18 protein-coding genes are annotated in these 18,678 nt (G+C 59.5%); 11 read left to right on the plus strand and 7 right to left on the minus strand.

What is annotated here, in order from left to right:
• The first annotated feature begins 1 nt into the window (after position 1).
• The 3 genes from ACQZ6F_RS25345 (at position 2) to ACQZ6F_RS25355 (ending at position 4,447) form a co-directional block, all read left to right on the plus strand.
• Positions 2–1,372 carry a c-type cytochrome gene (locus ACQZ6F_RS25345; protein ID WP_449094510.1) on the plus strand — a complete coding sequence of 457 codons (1,371 nt, stop codon included), beginning with the start codon at positions 2–4 and terminating at the stop codon, positions 1,370–1,372.
• Entirely contained in the window at positions 1,365–3,650 is a 2,286-nt protein-coding gene (locus tag ACQZ6F_RS25350) for a molybdopterin cofactor-binding domain-containing protein (protein ID WP_449094511.1), read from the plus strand. The genes ACQZ6F_RS25345 and ACQZ6F_RS25350 overlap by 8 nt, the downstream gene beginning before the upstream one ends.
• Positions 3,651–3,838: 188 nt before the next feature.
• Positions 3,839–4,447: a J domain-containing protein gene (locus ACQZ6F_RS25355; RefSeq protein WP_449094512.1), complete on the plus strand. Its 609-nt coding sequence runs from the start codon at positions 3,839–3,841 to the stop codon at positions 4,445–4,447.
• A 69-nt stretch (positions 4,448–4,516) separates the two neighbouring features.
• Here ACQZ6F_RS25355 and ACQZ6F_RS25360 read toward each other — a convergent pair whose 3' ends face one another.
• The 6 genes from ACQZ6F_RS25360 to ACQZ6F_RS25385 all read right to left on the minus strand — a co-directional run bounded on the left by ACQZ6F_RS25360 (position 4,517) and on the right by ACQZ6F_RS25385 (position 9,286).
• Complete coding sequence (locus ACQZ6F_RS25360; protein ID WP_449094513.1) at positions 4,517–5,722, minus strand: aminotransferase class V-fold PLP-dependent enzyme; 1,206 nt, start codon at positions 5,720–5,722, stop codon at positions 4,517–4,519.
• Between the two features lie 19 nt (positions 5,723–5,741).
• Complete coding sequence (locus ACQZ6F_RS25365) at positions 5,742–6,203, minus strand: RidA family protein (RefSeq protein ID WP_449094514.1); 462 nt, start codon at positions 6,201–6,203, stop codon at positions 5,742–5,744.
• A gap of 19 nt (positions 6,204–6,222) precedes the next feature.
• Entirely contained in the window at positions 6,223–7,008 is a 786-nt protein-coding gene (locus ACQZ6F_RS25370; RefSeq protein ID WP_068399540.1) for an amino acid ABC transporter ATP-binding protein, read from the minus strand.
• A 4-nt stretch (positions 7,009–7,012) separates the two neighbouring features.
• Complete coding sequence (locus ACQZ6F_RS25375; RefSeq protein WP_449094515.1) at positions 7,013–7,660, minus strand: amino acid ABC transporter permease; 648 nt, start codon at positions 7,658–7,660, stop codon at positions 7,013–7,015.
• Entirely contained in the window at positions 7,661–8,326 is a 666-nt protein-coding gene (locus ACQZ6F_RS25380; RefSeq protein WP_077467361.1) for an amino acid ABC transporter permease, read from the minus strand.
• Between the two features lie 78 nt (positions 8,327–8,404).
• On the minus strand, positions 8,405–9,286 hold the full coding sequence (locus ACQZ6F_RS25385) for a transporter substrate-binding domain-containing protein (RefSeq protein ID WP_449094516.1): 882 nt from the start codon (positions 9,284–9,286) through the stop codon (positions 8,405–8,407).
• 142 nt (positions 9,287–9,428) lie between these two features.
• Here ACQZ6F_RS25385 and ACQZ6F_RS25390 point away from each other — a divergent pair, with 142 nt between their 5' ends.
• Entirely contained in the window at positions 9,429–10,214 is a 786-nt protein-coding gene (locus ACQZ6F_RS25390) for an IclR family transcriptional regulator (RefSeq protein ID WP_449094517.1), read from the plus strand.
• 219 nt (positions 10,215–10,433) lie between these two features.
• On the opposite strand, the gene ACQZ6F_RS25395 is transcribed toward ACQZ6F_RS25390, so the two are convergent.
• Entirely contained in the window at positions 10,434–11,522 is a 1,089-nt protein-coding gene (locus tag ACQZ6F_RS25395; protein WP_449094518.1) for a Gfo/Idh/MocA family protein, read from the minus strand.
• Between the two features lie 201 nt (positions 11,523–11,723).
• On the opposite strand from ACQZ6F_RS25395, the gene ACQZ6F_RS25400 reads away from it, so the two are divergent.
• The 7 genes from ACQZ6F_RS25400 (at position 11,724) to ACQZ6F_RS25430 (ending at position 18,668) form a co-directional block, all read left to right on the plus strand.
• The gene (locus ACQZ6F_RS25400) at positions 11,724–13,001 is read left to right on the plus strand and encodes an ABC transporter substrate-binding protein (protein ID WP_449094519.1); all 1,278 of its coding nucleotides are present in this window, start codon (positions 11,724–11,726) and stop codon (positions 12,999–13,001) included.
• Positions 13,002–13,077: 76 nt separating this feature from the next.
• Positions 13,078–13,950, plus strand: coding sequence for a sugar phosphate isomerase/epimerase family protein (locus ACQZ6F_RS25405; protein WP_449094520.1), 873 nt, complete (start codon positions 13,078–13,080; stop codon positions 13,948–13,950).
• 50 nt (positions 13,951–14,000) lie between these two features.
• Positions 14,001–14,795 (plus strand): 6-phosphogluconolactonase, encoded by a 795-nt coding sequence (locus tag ACQZ6F_RS25410; protein WP_449094521.1) that lies wholly within the window; start codon positions 14,001–14,003, stop codon positions 14,793–14,795.
• Entirely contained in the window at positions 14,792–15,778 is a 987-nt protein-coding gene (locus ACQZ6F_RS25415) for an ROK family protein (RefSeq protein WP_449094522.1), read from the plus strand. Before ACQZ6F_RS25410 ends, ACQZ6F_RS25415 begins: the two co-directional genes overlap by 4 nt.
• Positions 15,775–16,674, plus strand: coding sequence for a carbohydrate ABC transporter permease (locus tag ACQZ6F_RS25420; RefSeq protein WP_449094523.1), 900 nt, complete (start codon positions 15,775–15,777; stop codon positions 16,672–16,674). The genes ACQZ6F_RS25415 and ACQZ6F_RS25420 overlap by 4 nt, the downstream gene beginning before the upstream one ends.
• 8 nt (positions 16,675–16,682) lie before the next feature.
• Positions 16,683–17,504, plus strand: a complete 822-nt coding sequence (locus tag ACQZ6F_RS25425; protein ID WP_449094524.1) for a carbohydrate ABC transporter permease — start codon at positions 16,683–16,685, stop codon at positions 17,502–17,504.
• Positions 17,505–17,534: 30 nt separating this feature from the next.
• A complete protein-coding gene (locus tag ACQZ6F_RS25430; protein ID WP_449094525.1) occupies positions 17,535–18,668 on the plus strand; it encodes an ABC transporter ATP-binding protein in 1,134 nt (377 codons plus the stop codon).
• Positions 18,669–18,678 lie beyond the last annotated feature (10 nt).

An 18,678-nucleotide genomic window follows, 5' to 3' on the forward strand; every position in this document is an offset into this window, starting at 1 on the left:
CATGAAAAAGATCATCGGCATCGTCGTCGTAGTTCTTGTTATCATCACGCTTGGTTTTGCGGGATGGCTGTTTCTTGGCCGTGACCCGACTTCCTTTGCCGGCGGCTCAACCGTAGCCCTTGAAGACTACCAGGGTGCCAATGTGACCGGCGTACCGGCGCAGCTTGCCAGTGCTGACGTGGTGAAGCGCGGCGAATATCTCATCCATGCCGCAGACTGTCAGGCCTGCCATACCGCCCCCGGCGGCACGCCCTTCGCAGGCGGTTTCGCCTTCAATATGCCATTCGGCACCATCTATTCCACCAACATCACGCCGGACAAGGAAACCGGTATCGGCGCTTACACCGATGCGCAATTCCTGGCAGCTGTGCACAAGGGCATACGCGCCGATGGCGAGAAGCTTTATCCCGCGATGCCTTACACCTCCTACACCTACATGACGGATGCCGACGTATTGGCCATCAAGGCCTATCTCTTCACGCTGGCGCCGACACATGCACCGGCCAGGCCAAACCAGCTTTCATGGCCCTTCGACCAGCGCAGCCTATTGGCGCTCTGGAACGTCATGTTCAATACCGATGCACGCTTCCGTCCCAATACCGGGCAGAGCCCGCAATGGAACCGGGGGGCTTATCTCGCCGAGGCGATGGGCCATTGCGGCGAATGCCATACGCCGCGCAACCCAGCCTTTGCACTGGACAATCACCAGAAATTCGCCGGCGCCGTCACAGCTGGTTGGCGCGCCTACAACATTACCGGCGACAAGGATTCCGGCATCGGTGACTGGAGCGATGAGGATGTCTATCTTTATTTGTCGACCGGACATGCCAATGGGCATGGCGGCGCAGCTGGCCCGATGGGTGAAGCCACCGATGACAGTCTCAGCTATCTGGTGCCGGACGACGTGCATGCCCTGGTGACATACCTGCGCAGTATTCCCGCCCATGCCACCGATCTTCCGCGCACCGTCACCACGGCTGCGCCGGCATCGCACAAGGAAGGTGTACCGATAGATATCAATTCGCGCGGCGAGAAGATCTTCGCCAGCGCCTGCGCCAGCTGCCACGATTGGACTGGTGTGAGCCCGGTCACCGGCTATGCCACGCTCACCGGCGTGCGCGCGGTGAACGATCCGAGCGCCACCAATGTGGCGCAGACTGTTATCAATGGCGTTGACCGCACCACCGCCGAGGGCAGGATCTTCATGCCGGCTTTTGGCGAGGGCTATTCGGACGACGATATAGCGGCAGTGGCCAACTACGTCACAGCCCGGTTCGGCGCCAAGGGTGCGCATTTGACCCGCGAAGACGTGGAGAAACTGCGAAAGCAGGCGACCCAGCAATCCAATTCCCCGGAGGCACACAATGGCTGAAACCAAGCCCAATTTTGCCGAGTCCGATGCCTATCTCTCGACGCTGATACGCGAGGTCCGTTCTACACCTGCAAACAGTAGCCTTCTCACGATGGGACGGCGCACCTTCTTCAAGCTGGCCGGCGGGGGCGCCGCGGGACTGATGCTGGGATTTCATCTCGGAGACGCGGCCTTCGCAGCCGAGATGGCTGACAGCAAAGATCCGGGGCTGAACGCTTTCATCCGCATCGCTCCAGACAATGTGATTACCATCTACTCCAAATGTCCGGAGATTGGTCAGGGAATCAAGACCTCGTTCGGTGTGATCATCGCCGACGAACTCGATGCCGACTGGAGCCATGTCGTGATGGAGCAGGCCGACATCAATCCCAAGGTCTATGGCAGCCAGGGCGCCGGAGGTTCGACCTCGATTCCACGCGCCTGGGACCAGCTACGCCAGGCAGGTGCCAGCGCCAAGGCGATGCTGATTGCCGCAGCAGCCGAGCAGTGGGGGGCGGATCCATCGCAGATCACCGCTCAGGATTCGGTCTTGACCCATGCTGCGAGCGGCAAATCCGCAACCTATGGATCACTTGCGGTGGCGGCAGCAAGAATGCCAGTGCCCGATCCTCGGAGCCTGAAGCTGAAGACCCGTGCCGAATATCGCCTGATCGGCAAACGCTATCACGGCGTCGACGATCCCAAGGTCGTCAGCGGTCAGCCACTGTTCGGCATCGACGTCCAACGTCCCGGCATGGTCTATGCCAGCTACACCAAATGCCCGGCAGCAGGCGGCAAAGTCCGGTCCTTCAATGTAGAAGAGATCAAGGCCCAGCGCGGCGTGCTCGACGCCTTCGCGCTGGATGGAACCGGCATGTTCGTTGAGGTCATGCCGGGGATTGCCATCATCGCCAAGGACACATGGAGCGCCTTCCAGGCGAAGGACAAGCTCAAGGTGGATTGGGATCTGAGCGAGGCATCGACGGATTCCAGCTCGAAATTCTCCACCGAGGCCAAGAAGCTGGCAACCAGTTTCCCGAAAAAACCCGACGATAACGTCGGCGACGTGGACAAGTCCTTCGCCAGTGCCGCGAAAACCGTGGAGGCCTATTACGAATATCCCTTCGCCGCTCATGTGCCGCTGGAACCGATGAACACCACAGCACATTGGCATGACGGGGTGATGGAAATGTGGGTGCCCACCCAGCAGCCCGATCGCGGCCTGCCGCTGGTGGCGAAGGCGGCCGGCATACCGCAGGAAAAGATCGTGATGCACCAGACCCGCGTCGGCGGCGGTTTCGGGCGCCGTCTGGTCAATGACTATACATGCGAGGCAGCCGCTATCGCGAAAAGGGTCAACGCCCCGGTCAAGTTGCAGTGGACGCGGGAGGATGATTTCAGCCACGACTTTTACCGTCCCGCCGGCTACCACCAGTTCAAGGGCGCGATCGACGGCGATGGCAGGCTCGACGCCTGGCAGGAGCATTTCATCACCTTCACCGCCGACGGCAAGAAAGAAGCCTCGGGCGCCAACCTCACCGACAATCTGAGATATTCCATCAAGGCACCCAACCTGCGTCGCGGCAAGACGATGCTGCCGCTGAGGATTCCCACCGGCGCCTGGCGCGCGCCTGGTGATAACGCCCAGGTTTTCGCCGCACAGAGCTTCATGCATGAACTATCGCTCGCTTCAGGCCGCGACCACGTCGCCTTCATTCTCGATGCGGTGAACAGGGACGTGCCTGAGTTGACGCCCAAGGACCCGAGTGTCAACTTCAGCCCCAAGCGGGCGAGCGACGTGATCAGGATGTGCGCCGAGAAGGCCGGCTGGGGCAAGGAACTGCCCAAAGGCAGCGGACTGGGCCTCGCCTGGTGCTATTCCCACGCCGGCCATGTCGCGCAGGCGGTCGAGCTGAGCATCGATGACAGGAAGCAGATCAAGGTCCATCGCATCGTGGTGGTGCTTGATGTCGGACCCATCATCGATATGGCAGGCTCGGAAGCCCAGGCACAGGGCGCCTCTACCGACGCTCTTTCCACCGCCATGGGCCTCAAGATCACCATCGAAAACGGCCGGATCCGGGAGCAGAACTACAATGCCTATCCGATCCTGCGCCTGCCCTTTGCACCGATGACGATCGATGCCTATTTCATCCAGTCGGACAATCCGCCCACAGGCATGGGCGAACCCGCCTTCCCGGCACTAGCGCCCGCACTGGGCAATGCCATATTTGCCGCAACGGGGGAGCGGGTGCGCCGCCTCCCGCTGCGCGATCTGGGCTACTCGCTGGCAATCTGACAGATCGCATTGTGTTCAAACCGCAGAATCTTAGGTGGCACATCCTGGTTTTGCTGTATTGATTTTGGCCAGGCGGCAATCCGCCATATTCGTCATTCCTCTAATAGATCGACAGATTGGTCGGAATCCGTGGACAGCCACCATGCTATTTCTTGCCGAAACGAAGCGTGGCGGCCATATAGGGCACCATGACGCTTGATTCGAAGATATTCGTTGGCCTGAGGTCGACCCGTAAGAAGCCTACTGCGCAAAGTGAACCCACTGGTCCCAAATGCCAATGGGACGGTTGCGACAAGCATGGTGCGCACCGTGCGCCGGTCGGACGGGATGCGGAGGGCCTTTATCTGCTCTTCTGTCTTGAGCACGTGAAGGAGTATAACAAGGGATACAATTTCTCGACGGACCTCTCCGACAAGGACGTTGCCCGCTATCAGAGGGAAGCAGCCGCCGGCGGCCGCCAGACCTGGGGGACCAGCGTCAATCAGGCTTCCGAGGCTCCGCTCCCTGGCAATGTCCGTTCCGGTTCTGCCAAAGCATTGAATGCCCGTAAGACTGCCGCGCAACGCCAGGCGCAAAAAGCCGATTTGCAGATGCGCAAACTCAAAGTACTCGAAGCCAAGGCATTTGAGACGCTAGGCCTCTCCCCGGATGCAACGCCGGAGGAAATCAGAAGCCGCTATAAGGAACGGCTCAAAATGCACCATCCGGATGCCAACCAGGGTGACCGCACGTCCGAAGATCAACTTCGAGCATCGATCGAAGCGCATAAGATCCTTAAACTGAACGGATTTTGCTGAACGGCTCTAGCTCGTTGCTTTTCCGCAATTCCGGACGAAAACTTGCTGTGCACCTTTCCTGGAATTGCTCTAGTCGGGCCACCTCAGCGCGCTCGCCGTGGATTTTACCGGTCGCGCCATGGCGCCCTCGGGACGCTCTTTCTGGTTCAGCAGCTTGGTAATCTGTTCCGCGACAATATGCTCTTCACCCGGATGCAGATTGCAGGGATCGAGGAAGAAATGCCCGCGCTCGACCTCATGATTGCGCACGATGATCGGCGGCGTACCTGCGGCCAAGGCTGCTGCTAGGCCATTGGCGGAATAACCGCTTTCCGGCAGCACCTTGATCTCGATCCGGTCGAGAGGATTGTTGGTCGGATCAGGCACGATCCTGACAGCGAGGCCTTTGAGAGCCGAGAGCGAAGTCAGCCATAAATCAAGGGCCGACTGTTCGCGGGCACGAATGCCGTCGTGGTCACGCACCGCCCAGGCTTCAAGTGCGGCCATGACACCGGCGACACTTTCCTTGCCAACCTTCATGCCGCGACCAATGCCGCGGTTTTGCAGGTAGCCTGCCCGAACCAGATCCTTGCGCCCGGCGACGATGCCGCTCGTCGGGCCTCCAAGGAACTTGTGTCCGCTATAGATCACCAGATCCGCGCCCTCTTCCAGGAAGCGGCGCAGATCGTATTCCGAAGCCGCATCGACGATGACAGGCACGCCTTTGGCGTGGCAGATCTCGGCGAACTCGGGCAAAGAAAGCATCCCGTATTGCACGGTATGATGGGCAACCACGTATAGACCGGCGACCGTCTTCTCGTTAATCGCCTCGGCCACGTGATAGGCCTGCACAACACTGACCGTGCCCGCCAGAATAGCCTTGGCACCGCATTGCCGGATCGACTGGTCGATGACGCCTCCGTAATTGACCACATGGCCGAGCTGGACGATCACCTCGTTTTTCAGGCGGTCGGTATCGTCAGGCAGGCGCTCGATCGCCAGGAGGCCGGTGCCGGTCATCGTTGCTGCCACGGACATGGCGATGCCGCTCGCCGCTGATGCCGTGATGAAACCCGCTTCGCCGCCCGTCAGCTTGGCTATGACAGCGCTCGCCTTGCGCTGGAGATCGTCCATTTCGACGAATTGCGGCGCGATCTCGGCCATTGCCTGGATGGCCTCGGGTACGATGATGGAGGCTCCAAGGGTCGTCATCGTTCCGGATACGTTGATGATCGGGCGCAGACCCAGTCTCTCGCGGATGGGCAGGTTGGAAAGCTGATGCGGTGTCGACGGCATGGCTGGAGACCTTTGCAAGTTAAGCATTCAACTCAAAGATGGCTTCGATTTCTACGCTGATGTTGTTTGGCAACGAGCCGACGCCAATCGCCGAACGGGCATGATGGCCGGCATCGCCGAATACGCTGACGAAAAGATCCGAACAGCCGTTGATGACGGCGGGATGGTCGGCGAAATCACTGGCGGCGTTGACGAAGCCCAACAGCTTTACGATCTGCCTGACATTGTTCAGGCCGTTGGCCGCACCCGCCACCACGGAGAGCAGATTGAGGCCGGTCAGCCTTGCGTGCTGATACGCCTCTTCGACGCTGACGTCGGTTCCGACTTTACCCGTGTGCAATCGGCCGTCGGCTTCGCGTGGGCCCTGCCCCGACAAGAAGACCAATGATCCGACCCTGACGAAATTTCGGAAATTGGCGATCGGCGGTGGCGGCGGCAAAATCTCCAGGCCAAGCGATTGCAGGCGGTCGGTGAATGTCATTGATCTATGTTCCTGATCGTCAATGGATATGCGATGCGGCGCTGAAGCGGGACAGAAAAGCCCGCAACCGCTCATTGTCTTCGACTTGTCGCATCAGTTCGGCGGGCGAACCCTGTGCGGATACCATCCCATCGGCCATGAAGATGATGCGGTGGCTGGCATCGCGCGCGAACGCTATTTCATGCGTCACCATCAGCATGGTCATGCCCTCGGCTGCCAACTGCTTGACGACGTCGAGCACCTCGTTGACGAGTTCGGGATCAAGGGCGGAGGTAATTTCGTCCAGCAGAAGGATTTTGGGCTCCATGGCCACAGCGCGTGCGATCCCGACCCGCTGCTGCTGCCCACCCGATAGTTCCGAGGGCAGGCTGTCAACCTTCTGAGAAAGCCCGACGCGCCCAAGCCAGTGCAAGGCGATCTCCCTTGCCTCCTTGAGGGGCTTGCGACGCACACGTCGCAGGCCGAGCATGACATTTTCTGCGGCCGTCAAATGGGGGAACAGATTGAAGCTCTGAAACACCATGCCGGTTTCAGCACGCATCCGGGCAAGATCGACCTCGCTGCGCTTACGCCGTTCAGCGCCTTCACGGTAACCGACCTCACGACCGTCAATCCTGATCGAGCCGCCATTATAGACTTCGAGAAAATTGACGCAGCGCAAAAGCGTTGTTTTGCCGCTGCCCGAGGGGCCGATGATGGTGACGACTTCGCCCTTGGCAACATGCAGATCGACCGATTTCAGCACCAGATTGGATGCGAAGGATTTAGCGAGCTTCTGTATTTCGAGAAGATGGGGTTCTGCCATGATCTTAATCCCGGATATAGGAGTAGCGGCGCTCCAGCATACGGCTGAGGCTGGAAAGGCTGTAGTTGATGGCGAAGTACATCAGCGCGCCTAGAATATAGAGCGGCATCGGTTCATAGGTTCGCCCGATGACCTGATTGATTGCCTGCATGAGGTCGACGACGCCCAGCAGCGATACGAGCGCGCTGCCCTTTATGGCGTCCGTAACACCGTTGATCCATGGCGGCAGAAAGCGGCGCAGCGCCTGCGGAAAGATGACGTAACGCAGCCGGTCGCGAAATATCAGGCCGATCGATATGCCGGCTTCCATCTGCCCGCGTGGAATGGAAACCACCGCGCCGCGGAAATATTCGACCACCTGCGCCGTCTTGAAAAGTGAAAGCGCGACGATTGCCGCCCAGAATGCACTCAGATCGAGGCCGAGCTGCGGAAACACGTAGTAGACAAAGAAAATCAGAACGAGGATAGGAATCCCGCGGATGCAATCGCTGAAAAGCCGGACCAGGATAGCGATGGGCCGTGGTCCGTAGACCAGGCCTGCCCCCAGAACAACACCCAGGACGAGTGATACAAAGATGACAATCGCCGATACCAGCAGGGTTATGTATAGACCATGCAGCAGAAAGGGGATGGCGTAGATAACCTGTTGCATCTAGCGCTCCACTCGAAAATAACGTTCCATCTGGCGCAGCCCAAACAGGATCACATAACCGGTGACGAGGTAGAGAACGGTTGTAACCAGATAGACTTCGATGATGCGAAATGTGCTGAAGTTGATCCACTGCGCACCGTATGTAAGCTCTGGAACGGCAATGACCGAGGCGACAGAGGTATCCTTGAACAGGGAAATGAAGGTATTCGACAACGCCGGCAAAGTGATACGTGTCATTGTCGGAAGCCGCACATAGAGCAATCGTTGCCACGGCGTCAGGCCGATTGCCTTTCCCGCATCAATCTGCCCACGCGGTACGGCCTCCAGGCCAGAGCGAAATACCTCGACAAGATAGGCACCGGCATAGAGTGACAGGGTAAGAATGAATGAGACTGTCGGACTATAGGCGATGTCGACTGCTGTTGGCAGACCATAGAATACGAGGTAGACGAGCAGTATCAGCGGAACGTTTCGGACGAACTCCACATAGGCAGCGATCAGCGCTCGAACCGCGCGACCCGCGGAGACATAGCAGATCGCAAGGATCAGGCCTATCAGCGCACCAATAGCGATCGATATAATCGCCAGCTCGACACTCAGCAGCAGACCATTCGACAATTTGTCGAAGTGGCGCCAGATCAGGTTGAAATTGAGGTGATACCCCATTCCGTGACGTATCCTTAGACGATTCTAGTGAGGAGAAGGCAGGACGCCGCGACACCGAGCGACGCCCTGCAACAATCGTCAGATCGTGGGGAAACCCGGCTTGCGAACCGGCGGCTCCAGCCCGAAGAAATCCTTGAAGCCGGCGTCGTAGAGGTCATTTTCATGGCCGAACATGGCGATCGTGAAGCATGCATCGACAAACTGCAGCCAGTCGAGATCGCCCTGCTTCAGCGCCGCGCCGTAAAGCATGGCGTTCCAGGTCTTGCCGGCGTCGAAATAACGGTTCGGATCGCGCGACACCAGCCACCGGACGGTCGAAAGATCGACTGCGGCAGCATCGACGCGCTTGGCTTCCAGGGCCTGCAGAACATTGGCCTGCGTGTCGATCTGCATGACCTGCGCATCCGGGAGAACCTTATGGACACCGGATTCCGCATCGACATTCTGGAGAATGGAGACGCGCGTCGCACTGCCTCCGGCCAGAAGCTTGTCGAAGGTCTTGTTGTCTGCATCAGGTCGGGTCAGGAGCGCCACGCCCTCGACGTAATAGGGCCGCGAGAAGTTTACGAGCTGCGCGCGCTGCGATGACATCGTCATGAACTGGATCGAGATGTCGACCTTCCCAGTCACGACATTCGGCACGCGCTGGGCAGCATCCTGCTTGACGAATTCAACCTTGGTCGCGTCATCGAACAGGCCCTTGGCGAGAATGCGGCCCATGGTGATATCCATGCCGACCAGTTCGCCGGCGTCATTTTCAAAGTGCCACGGCGCATTGGTGCTGCCGGTACCGACGATCAGATGACCGCGGTCGATGATCGTACGAAGCAGGCTGTCGCCGGCCGATTGTGCCGCGGCTTGCTTGCCGCTGACGGCGACCATGCTGGCAGCGGCGCCCGCGATTGCGATGCTGCCCATGCCCAATTTCAAGAAATCTCTGCGCTGCGAATTATCGCTCATGGCGACCTCCGATTTTTGCTAAAGTTCCCAAAGAGCTTTGCGCTCTTATTATTTTTGTCTGGTATATAGGACAATAGTCCCGTATTTAGGACGATATAACGAAGGCCAGTGATTGGCAACTGCGAAAGAAGAGCTGTGCGTAATGAATCTGAATCTTGATCAAGGGCTGGCCCAACCAGGTGACCAGAATGGCCGAGAGCGCGGCATCGACCGCATACTGAAGCTGTTTGCCTTCCTCGACGCGCATGGACATCCGGTTCGCGTGGCCGAATTGCCAAAAGCGCTCGGCGCACCGCGCTCGACGATCTACGAATTGGTGAGGGTGTTGACGGAATCCGGGATGCTCGAGGTCAGCGGCGATGACAACAAGGTGTTCTTCGGCAAGCTGATGTATCTCTACGGCACCAACTATATACGCGAGAACGATCTGGTGCGCCGCGGCACGGCCGAAGTCGACCGGCTATCGCGAGCCACAGGCGAAACCGGCGAGCTTTGCGTGCTCTATCGGAACAGGCAGGCGATCGTGCACACCCATGCCGGCTCTCGCCCGATGGGCATCAGCTCCGAAGTGGGGGCGCAAATTCCCATTCCGTGGACTGCGTCCGGCAGGCTGCTTCTTGCTCACCTCACCGACGCGGAGATCAAGCAGCTGGTAACTCCGGAAGATCTTGTCCTCCCAGACGGACGCAAGGTCGCAATCGACGACTTCATCGCCGATTGCCGAAATTCGGGTGGCCGGAAAATCGTCGTCACCACGGGTCTGATCAACAGCTTCAGCCAGTGCCTCGCGGCACCGATTGTGGGTGTTCGGGGCGTCGTCGAGGCGACAATATGCCTGGTGATCCCGATCGACATCGGGCCAGAAAGACGTATTGAGCTTGAGGAGCAATTGGCGAAGGCCGGGCAGCGCCTATCGGTCAGCGGCTAGCCGATATACCACATTGCCCTCGAATACAGCGAGTGTGATTTCGAGTACGGGGCACCGAGCACCGGAGGCTGACATCAATATCCCCTTCATAGATTGAATCGCTATGAAGGGGGGATGTGACCAACTATCAAGAGCGATAGCAATGCATCCTATGCCAGAGGCAGGTGCCCACAGATACGTTAGAGGCAAACCACCTTTCAGGAGCAGGTATATCGGCGCTTACTCCGCAAGCGTCGACTTAGCCACTGCAAGGATTTTCGAGAAGAGCTCGATGTCTTCCCTTGAGTCAGACGGCGGCGTGCGGTTTAGTGCGCCGTTTACGATCGAGGCATGGAAGGCTTCGAGCTCGATCTGGAACGCGTCCTTATGGAATGGCCCAAGAGCGCGCACGACATTGCTGTCGGCAGTACTTTCCTGCACTTCCAGTGTCATCGGCAGATTGCGCAGATACGGCGTGTTGTAGCGGAAATTCAGACGCTTGGTCTTCGAGAACACTTCGATGCCGGCGTCGAAGCGCGCGATATCGTCGATGAGGCATTCGTAGATAGCCGTGAAACTGCCATAGTCGAACATGGCCGTCAGCTGTTCGCCATTCTGCGACAGCTGCGCGCCGATCACCCGCTTGGGCGAGCCGCCCAAGAGATCGCGCATCGCCGATAGCGAGTGCGAGCAGAGCCCGGTCATGACTTCATACCCACGCCTGACAATCGCCGGCGCATCAGCACCGCACATGGCGTCCATCATCACCTTGCGAAGCGCCCGGCTTTCATCGATCAGCGCGGCCGGAATATCGCCGCTCGGCGTGACGACCTTGTCGGTCTGATTGAAGAACCATGGTCCTTCGCAGATCACGTCGCGGACGCGGACGTAGGAAATCGGCCCAAAGCTTGCCAACTCCTGCTTGGCTGCCATGAAGGCCGGTGCGAAGCGGCGCATGTAACCAACCATGACGACACGATCGGATGCCGCTTCGGCGGCGACGAGCGTTTCCAGATCAGCCGCCGTCAGGCAGGCCGGCTTTTCAATGAAAACATGCTTGCCGGCAGCGATCGCCGCCCTTGCCTGCTCGCCGTGGTGCTGATCGGGGCTGAGGATCAGTACGGCGTCGATCTCGGGATCGGCAAACAGCGCCGCCGCCGTGTCATAGCGCTTGGCGATTTTCCAATGATCGGCCACCCGCGCCAGCACCGACGGCGAAACATCGTGGACGGCGGCAAGCTCGAACTGTTCCTGCAGCTTGTGAAGCGTCGGAATGTGCATCAGTTGCGCCACTTCTCCAAGCCCAACTAGGCCAACCCTCAATCGCATGTTCCGCTCCTATGCTGCGCTTTAAGCCGCGAATTAAATTCAGACTGCGCATTTAATTATCGAAAGCGAGAGGCTTCCTCAAGCGCAAAATGGAATGAATATTCGATCTTTTTCTCCAAAACGTCGGAATATTCCATTTACAGGCGCAAGCTTCTCGGTATTATGATCCATAATCTGGATTTAATAAAAGGGGAGTACGTCATGACCATCAGCAAGGCATTCGCATTCGGAATTGCAGCGCTCGGCTTTACCGCCGCCTATCCCGCCCTCTCGCAGGCCGCGACCATCAACATCTTCTGCTCGTCCTCCGGCATTGAACTGCAATTGTGCAAGGAAGGCACGGAAGCCTGGGCCAAGGAAAGCGGCAACGAGGTGAAGATCACCACGATGCCGGCAAACTGGGATGATGTGCTGTCTCTCTATCAGCAGCTGCTTTCAGCTCAATCGACCGATGTCGACGTGATGATCCTCGACGGCGTCTGGGTCGGTCCGCTGAAGAGCCACCTGCTTGATCTGAAGGACGCCCTGCCCGCCGGCAGCGTCGACAAATATTTCCCTTCGGCGGTCGCTGCCGGCACCGTCAATGGCAAATTCATCGCCATGCCTTGGTATATGGATACCGGGCTGCTCTTCTATCGCAAGGACCTGCTCGACAAATATGGCGCCAAAGTTCCGGAAACCTGGGCTGACCTGACGACGACGGCGCAGCTTGTGCAGGACGGCGAACGCAAGGCCGGCAACGACAAGATGTGGGGCTATGTCTGGCAGGGCCGCGCCTATGAAGGTCTCGTCTGCAACGCCACCGAATGGTTTGCCAGCAGCGGCGCCGGCACCTTCATCGATGCGGACGGCAAGGTCACCATTGGCTCGCCTGCCGCCAAGGAAATATTGAAGACTGCCGCCGGTTGGGCCGGAACCATCTCGCCCCAGGGCGTCCTCAACTACGACGAAGAAGGCTCACGCGGCGTCTTTCAGAACGGCGATGCCGTCTTCATGCGCAACTGGGCCTATGCATGGTCGCTTGCCAATGGCGCCGACAGCGCCATCAAGGACAAGGTTGGCGTGGCGCCGCTGCCGAAGGGCGCGAATGGCCAGCATGTCGGCATCGATGGCGCCGCCTATCTCGGCGTGTCGAAATACTCGACCCATCCGAAGGAGGCAGCCGCGCTGATCGCCTATCTCGCCGGAGAAAAGGAAGAAAAGCGCCGGGCATTGGCCGGCTCCTACATTCCGAGCATCTCGTCGCTGTTTTCCGACGCAGATGTCCTGAAGGCCATTCCGTTCCTGACGACCGCCAAGGCAGCGTTCGAGAATGTCGTGACCCGGCCGACCAGCGTGACCGGCAGCGATTACCCCCGCATCTCGACGGAAATTTCCAACAGCCTTCACACGGCTCTCGCGGACCCTTCGGCAAGTGATGCGGCCATCGACGACCTGGCATCCAAGCTTGATGCGCTGAAGTCGCGCGGCGGCTGGTAATATTTCCCGACAATCACGGTCCGCGCCCTGTGAAGCGCGGCGCGGACCGCCCATTCCAAATTCTAGGTGACAGATAATGACGATTAAAGTGGCGACAGCGCCGGATTCCTGGGGCGTCTGGTATCCGAAGGACGAAAAGCAGGTCGGTTGGGAACGCTATCTCGACGAGGTGCAGAAGGCTGGCTACGGCTGGACCGAACTCGGCCCATGGGGCTATCTGCCGACCGATCCTGAAACGCTGCTTTCCGAACTTGGCCGCCGCGACATCAAGCTCTGCGGCACCGGCGTAGTCCATCCGCTCTCGCTTGTCGATTCCGCTGAAACGCTCGCCGCCCGCGTCGGGCCGATCTGCGCGCTCCTAAAGGCGGCAGGCGCGGAATGGTTCGTGCTGATGGACGAATCCGAATCCTATGCCGCGCCCGGCGATCGGCTGCTCGACGATAGGGACTGGGCCAAGATGATCGCCATCGTCAGCGCCACCGCGAAGCGCGTCGTCGAAGAATACGGCATGAAGTTCGTCTTCCACCCGCATGTCGGCACCTGCATCGAGACCGAAGCGGAAATCGAGCGACTTCTGGCCGATACAAGGCCGGAGCATGTCGGGCTTTGCTTCGATCTCGGCCATCACATCTATACCGGCGCCGATCCGCTTGCCTTCATGGAGCGTCACGCCGACCGCATTCCCTACTATCACTTCAAGAACATGGATGGTGCTTTGCGCAAGCGCATCACCGATGAGAACATTCCCTTCATGGACGCTTTCCAGATGGGCGTCATGTGCGAGCTCGACAAAGGCGTCATCGATTTCGCCGAGGTGGTGAAATTCCTTAAGGCCAGGAACTATGATGGTTTCGCCGTGGTCGAGCAGGACATGTATCCCTGCCCGCCAGAAAAGCCTTACCCGATCGCCAAGCACAATCGCGACTATCTGAAGACGCTCGGCCTTTAAGGCCGGGCAACATGGCCGCCGGCCCTACTCGATCCGACCGGAGAATGAACTTGCCCGCCCATTCCGCTGAAATCCTGAACACCTCGGCCGAGATCGGCGACGTGCTTGCTACCGACATTCTGGCCGGGATCGCGGCCGCACGCGCCGATGGCAAGCTGTTTCTGCTGGGTTGCCCGAGCGGCCGGTCGCCGAAGCCGGTCTATGATGCGATGGCCAACAAGGCCGCCGCTGGCAATCTCGACCTTTCCAATCTCGTGCTGGTCATGATGGATGAATATCTTGGCGGCGGCGATGACGGTCTCGGCCTTTGCCCACCGGACGCCCACAATAGCTGCCGCCGCTTTGCCGAACACGATATCCGCCAGCGGCTGAACGCCGGGATCGACGCTGCCCATCAGGTTCCAAAGGAGCATGTCTGGTTTCCAGATGCCAAGGATCCGAGCGCCTATGATGCCCGCATCAAGGCGGCCGGCGGTGTCGACCTCTTTATTCTCGCCTCCGGCGCAACGGATGGCCACGTTGCCTTCAATCCACCCGGCAGCCCGGCTGACGGGCCAAGCTCCATCGTCGAGCTCGCCGAGGAGACGCGGCGCGATAATCTCGGCACCTTCCCCGACTTCCCCTCGCTCGATGCTGTGCCGCATCACGGCCTGACCGTCGGTCTCGGCACCATCGCCACTCTGTCCAAGGCCGTCGCCATGGTCATCCACGGCACCCACAAGCGGAGCGCCGCCAAGCGCCTGATGGAAAGCGATGGTTTCGATCCGCATTGGCCGGCAACCATCATCCATCACTGCAAACAGGTGCGGATCCTGCTCGATACCGCAGCAGCGGGGACAGCATGACAGCCGCCGGTTTCGAGGAACCCGGAGTTCCTGCTCCCCGGAATAGAGGCTATCGCATCGGCATCGATCTTGGCGGCACCAAGATTGCTGCCGGTCTGGTCGATATCGAAACGGGCGCAGTGACGCATTTTCGGCGCAGGCCAACTCCCGTTGCCGAGGGTCCGGCCGCCATCATCCGCGATGTCGCCGATGTCGCTGCCGATATCATCATGCTGGCAAACGCCGAGGGCAGAATACCCGCATCGGTCGGCATCGCCGTACCCGAGCTTGTGGACCTCGAAGGCCGCGTCTGTAGCGACTGGAATTTCTCGATCGAGACGATCCGCACCGAGATTGAAGCGCTACTCGGCATTCCTGCGATGGTCGATAGCGACGTGCGTGCGGCTGCCCATGCCGAAGCACGCTTCGGCGCCGGCATGCCTCATCGCAGTTTCATCTATGTGTCGCTCGGCACCGGCATGAGCTACACTCTCGTCATCGATGGACGGCCATGGGCGGGCGCCAACGGTTTCGCCATCCATTTCGCAAGCTCGTCGCTGGCGCTTCCGAAAGACGATGATACCGGCCTGACGGTCGCAAATGGCGAGGATTTTGCCTCAGGCAAGGGCATGCAGCTTTCCTTTGCCCGCCGCAGCGGACGGTCTCTTGACGACGGCGTTCGCACGCTGGAATCCCTGAGTGTTGAAGGCGATCCTTTAAGCACCCGCGTCATTGACGAGGCTGCGGAGGTGACCGGCCGGCTGGTCGCGCAGATGGTCAATATGATCGACCCCGAGGCTATCGTTCTCGGCGGTGGCCTCGGCTGTTCAACGGGCCGCTATCGCGAAAAACTGGAAGAACACATGCGCGACAATATCTGGGCGAAGCGCTGCCGGTCGATCCCGCTCCTTCTTGCTGCCCTCGGCGAGGGTGCGGGCGTCGTCGGCGCCGCGCTTGCAACCCCGTCAGGCAATTTCCGGCAAACAACCAGGGTTACGGCATGATGGCGCAGTCGGCATCTCACTCCAGCTGGGCCAAGCGTATCGAGCCATGGCTTCTGCTTGCCCCGATGCTGATCGTGCTGGCAACGGTCACCGCATGGCCGCTCGCCCGCACCGCCTATCTCTCCTTCATGCACGCGACGCTCGACGCCGGCGACCTGCCGCGCTTCATCGGCCTTGGCAATTATCTGGCGCTGATGAAGGACGGCGACTGGTGGCATGCAGTGCGCAACACCGCTTTCTTTGCAGCGACGTCGGTGACGCTCGAAACGCTCGCCGGTGTCGGCATCGCGCTTCTGATCGACAGCCAGATCAAGGGTCGCGGCGCATTGCGGGCCGTCATGCTGATCCCCTGGGCGATCCCGACGGTGGTCTCCGCGCAGATGTGGCAATGGATGCTGCATGACCAATATGGCGTGGTCAACGCGCTCCTCATCAAGCTTGGTCTCATCAACCATGGTATCGCATGGACTGCCGGAACCGGCACGGCCATGGCAGCGATCATCGCCGTCGATGTCTGGCAGACGACACCCTTCATGGTGCTCCTGATCCTTGCCGGCCTGCAGATTATTCCACGCGATCTCTACGAGGCCGCCAAGGTCGATGGCGCTCCCGGCTGGGCACAGTTCTTCTATATCACCCTGCCGCTGCTCTGGCCGACCCTTGCCGTCGCCATCCTCTTTCGCCTGCTGGATGCGGTGCGCATGTTCGACCTTGCCTATGTGCTCAGCTCCAAAAGCCGCGAAACCGCGACCATCTCGATCTACGCCCGCCAGCAGCTCGTCGACTTCCAGGATGTCGGCTACGGCTCGGCGGTGGCGATGCTGGTCTTCCTGATGATCTCCCTGGTGGCGGCTGTTTATATCCAGCTGACCAAGATCCGATTGATCAGCGAGTGAGGATGCCGATGAAACGCCTTGCCAAAACCATCGCGCTGACCCTCCTCAAGATCGTCGTCGTGTTCTATACGGTCTTCCCGTTCTACTGGGCGATCGTCTCGTCGTTCAAATCGGGGTCAGCCCTGTTCTCGGTCGATTTCTTCCCGCCGATCGACCTCAGCAATTACCGCGACCTGCTGACCAACGGCAATTTCCTGCGTAACATCCTGAATTCCGCGATCGTCGCGGTATCGGTCGTGACACTATCGCTGATCTTTGCGATCACCTCGGCCTATGCGCTCGGAAAGCTGAAGTTCCGCGGCCGCGGCGTCGTGCTGGCCGGGATCCTCGGCGCTTCGATGTTTCCGCAGATCGTCGTGCTCTCTGGCCTGTTCGGAACGATCCGCTGGCTCGGGCTCTACAACAGCCTCGGCAGCCTCGTTCTCTCCTACATGATCTTCAGCCTGCCCTTCACCGTCTGGGTGATGACCAGCTTCATCCGTCAGATTCCGGCCGAACTGGAGGACGCCGCCCGGATGGACGGCTGCTCGACCTGGGCAATGATCTGGCAGATCTATTTCCCGCTGCTGGCACCGGCGCTGGCAAGCACCGGCCTGCTCGCCTTCATCGCCTCGTGGAATGAGTTCCTCTTTGCCCTCACCTTCACACTCAGCGATACGGTCCGTACCGTTCCGGTCGGCCTGGCGCTGATTTCCGGATCGAGCCGTTTCGAGCTTCCCTTCGGGACGATCATGGCGGCTTCCGTCATCGTCACCGTGCCCCTGATCCTGCTGGTTTTGATCTTCCAGCGCCGCATCGTCTCCGGCCTGACGGCGGGAGCGGTAAAATGATGCGCATTACTATCAAGGAAAGAAACATCGATGGCTGATCTGTCCCTCACCAATGTGCGCAAGGCGTTCGGCGCCCTGACGGTGCTGCATGGCATCGACCTTACGATTGAAGACGGCGAGCTGGTCGTTTTTGTCGGTCCGTCCGGTTGCGGCAAGTCCACCCTGCTTCGGGCAATCGCCGGACTGGAGGAGATCAGCGGCGGCGATATCCGCATCGGCGGCCAGTTGGTCAACCACGTCGCCCCGGCGGAACGACAGATCGCCATGGTGTTCCAATCCTATGCGCTCTATCCGCATATGGATGTCTACAAGAACATGGCCTTCGGCCTAAAATTCGCAAAAATCCCCAAGGATGAGATTGATCAGCGCGTCCGCAAGGCAGCATCGATCCTGAAGCTCGACGCGGTTCTCGACCGCAAGCCCGGCGCCCTTTCAGGCGGCCAGCGCCAGCGCGTCGCCATCGGCCGCGCCATCGTCCGGCAACCGAAAGTCTTTTTGTTCGATGAGCCGCTGTCGAACCTCGACGCAGCGCTCAGGGTCAATACCCGCATCGAGATCGCCAAGCTGCACCGCGAACTCGGCGCGACGATGATCTATGTGACGCACGATCAGGTCGAGGCGATGACATTGGCCGACAAGATCGTCGTGCTCAATAGCGGCCGCATCGAACAGGTGGGAACGCCGCTGGATCTCTACCACGCACCGGCAAACCTATTCGTTGCTGGCTTCATCGGCTCCCCGGCGATGAATCTGATCGATGCTCGGGTCACATCCCTTGAGGATGGTAATCTGCAGCTTTCGATCGGTGACCAAAATATTGCGCTCCCCTACGAGGAGCCTGCTATCCCGTCCGGTACAAAGGTCACAGTCGGTATTCGACCCGAGCACTGGATCCCCGGCGACGGCCCTTCGGTGAAGATCGAGGGCATAGTTGACCTCGTAGAGCATCTGGGCGAAACCAGCATCGTCTATCTCAGGCTTGCCGATGGGCAGATGATCACCGTGCGCTATCCCGGCGATATTTTCTGTGTGGCCGGAGATCGGTTTGTGGCCGACGCACCGGCGGCTGCGGTGCATCTTTTCAACGAGGCTGGACAGGCTATGCTCGGGCGTCGCTCAAGTCCGGCCTATGGCATCCTCGGCCAGGAATTTCGGGCACGCTGAATGGAAATGG

The organism is Rhizobium sp. A22-96, assembly GCF_053521805.1.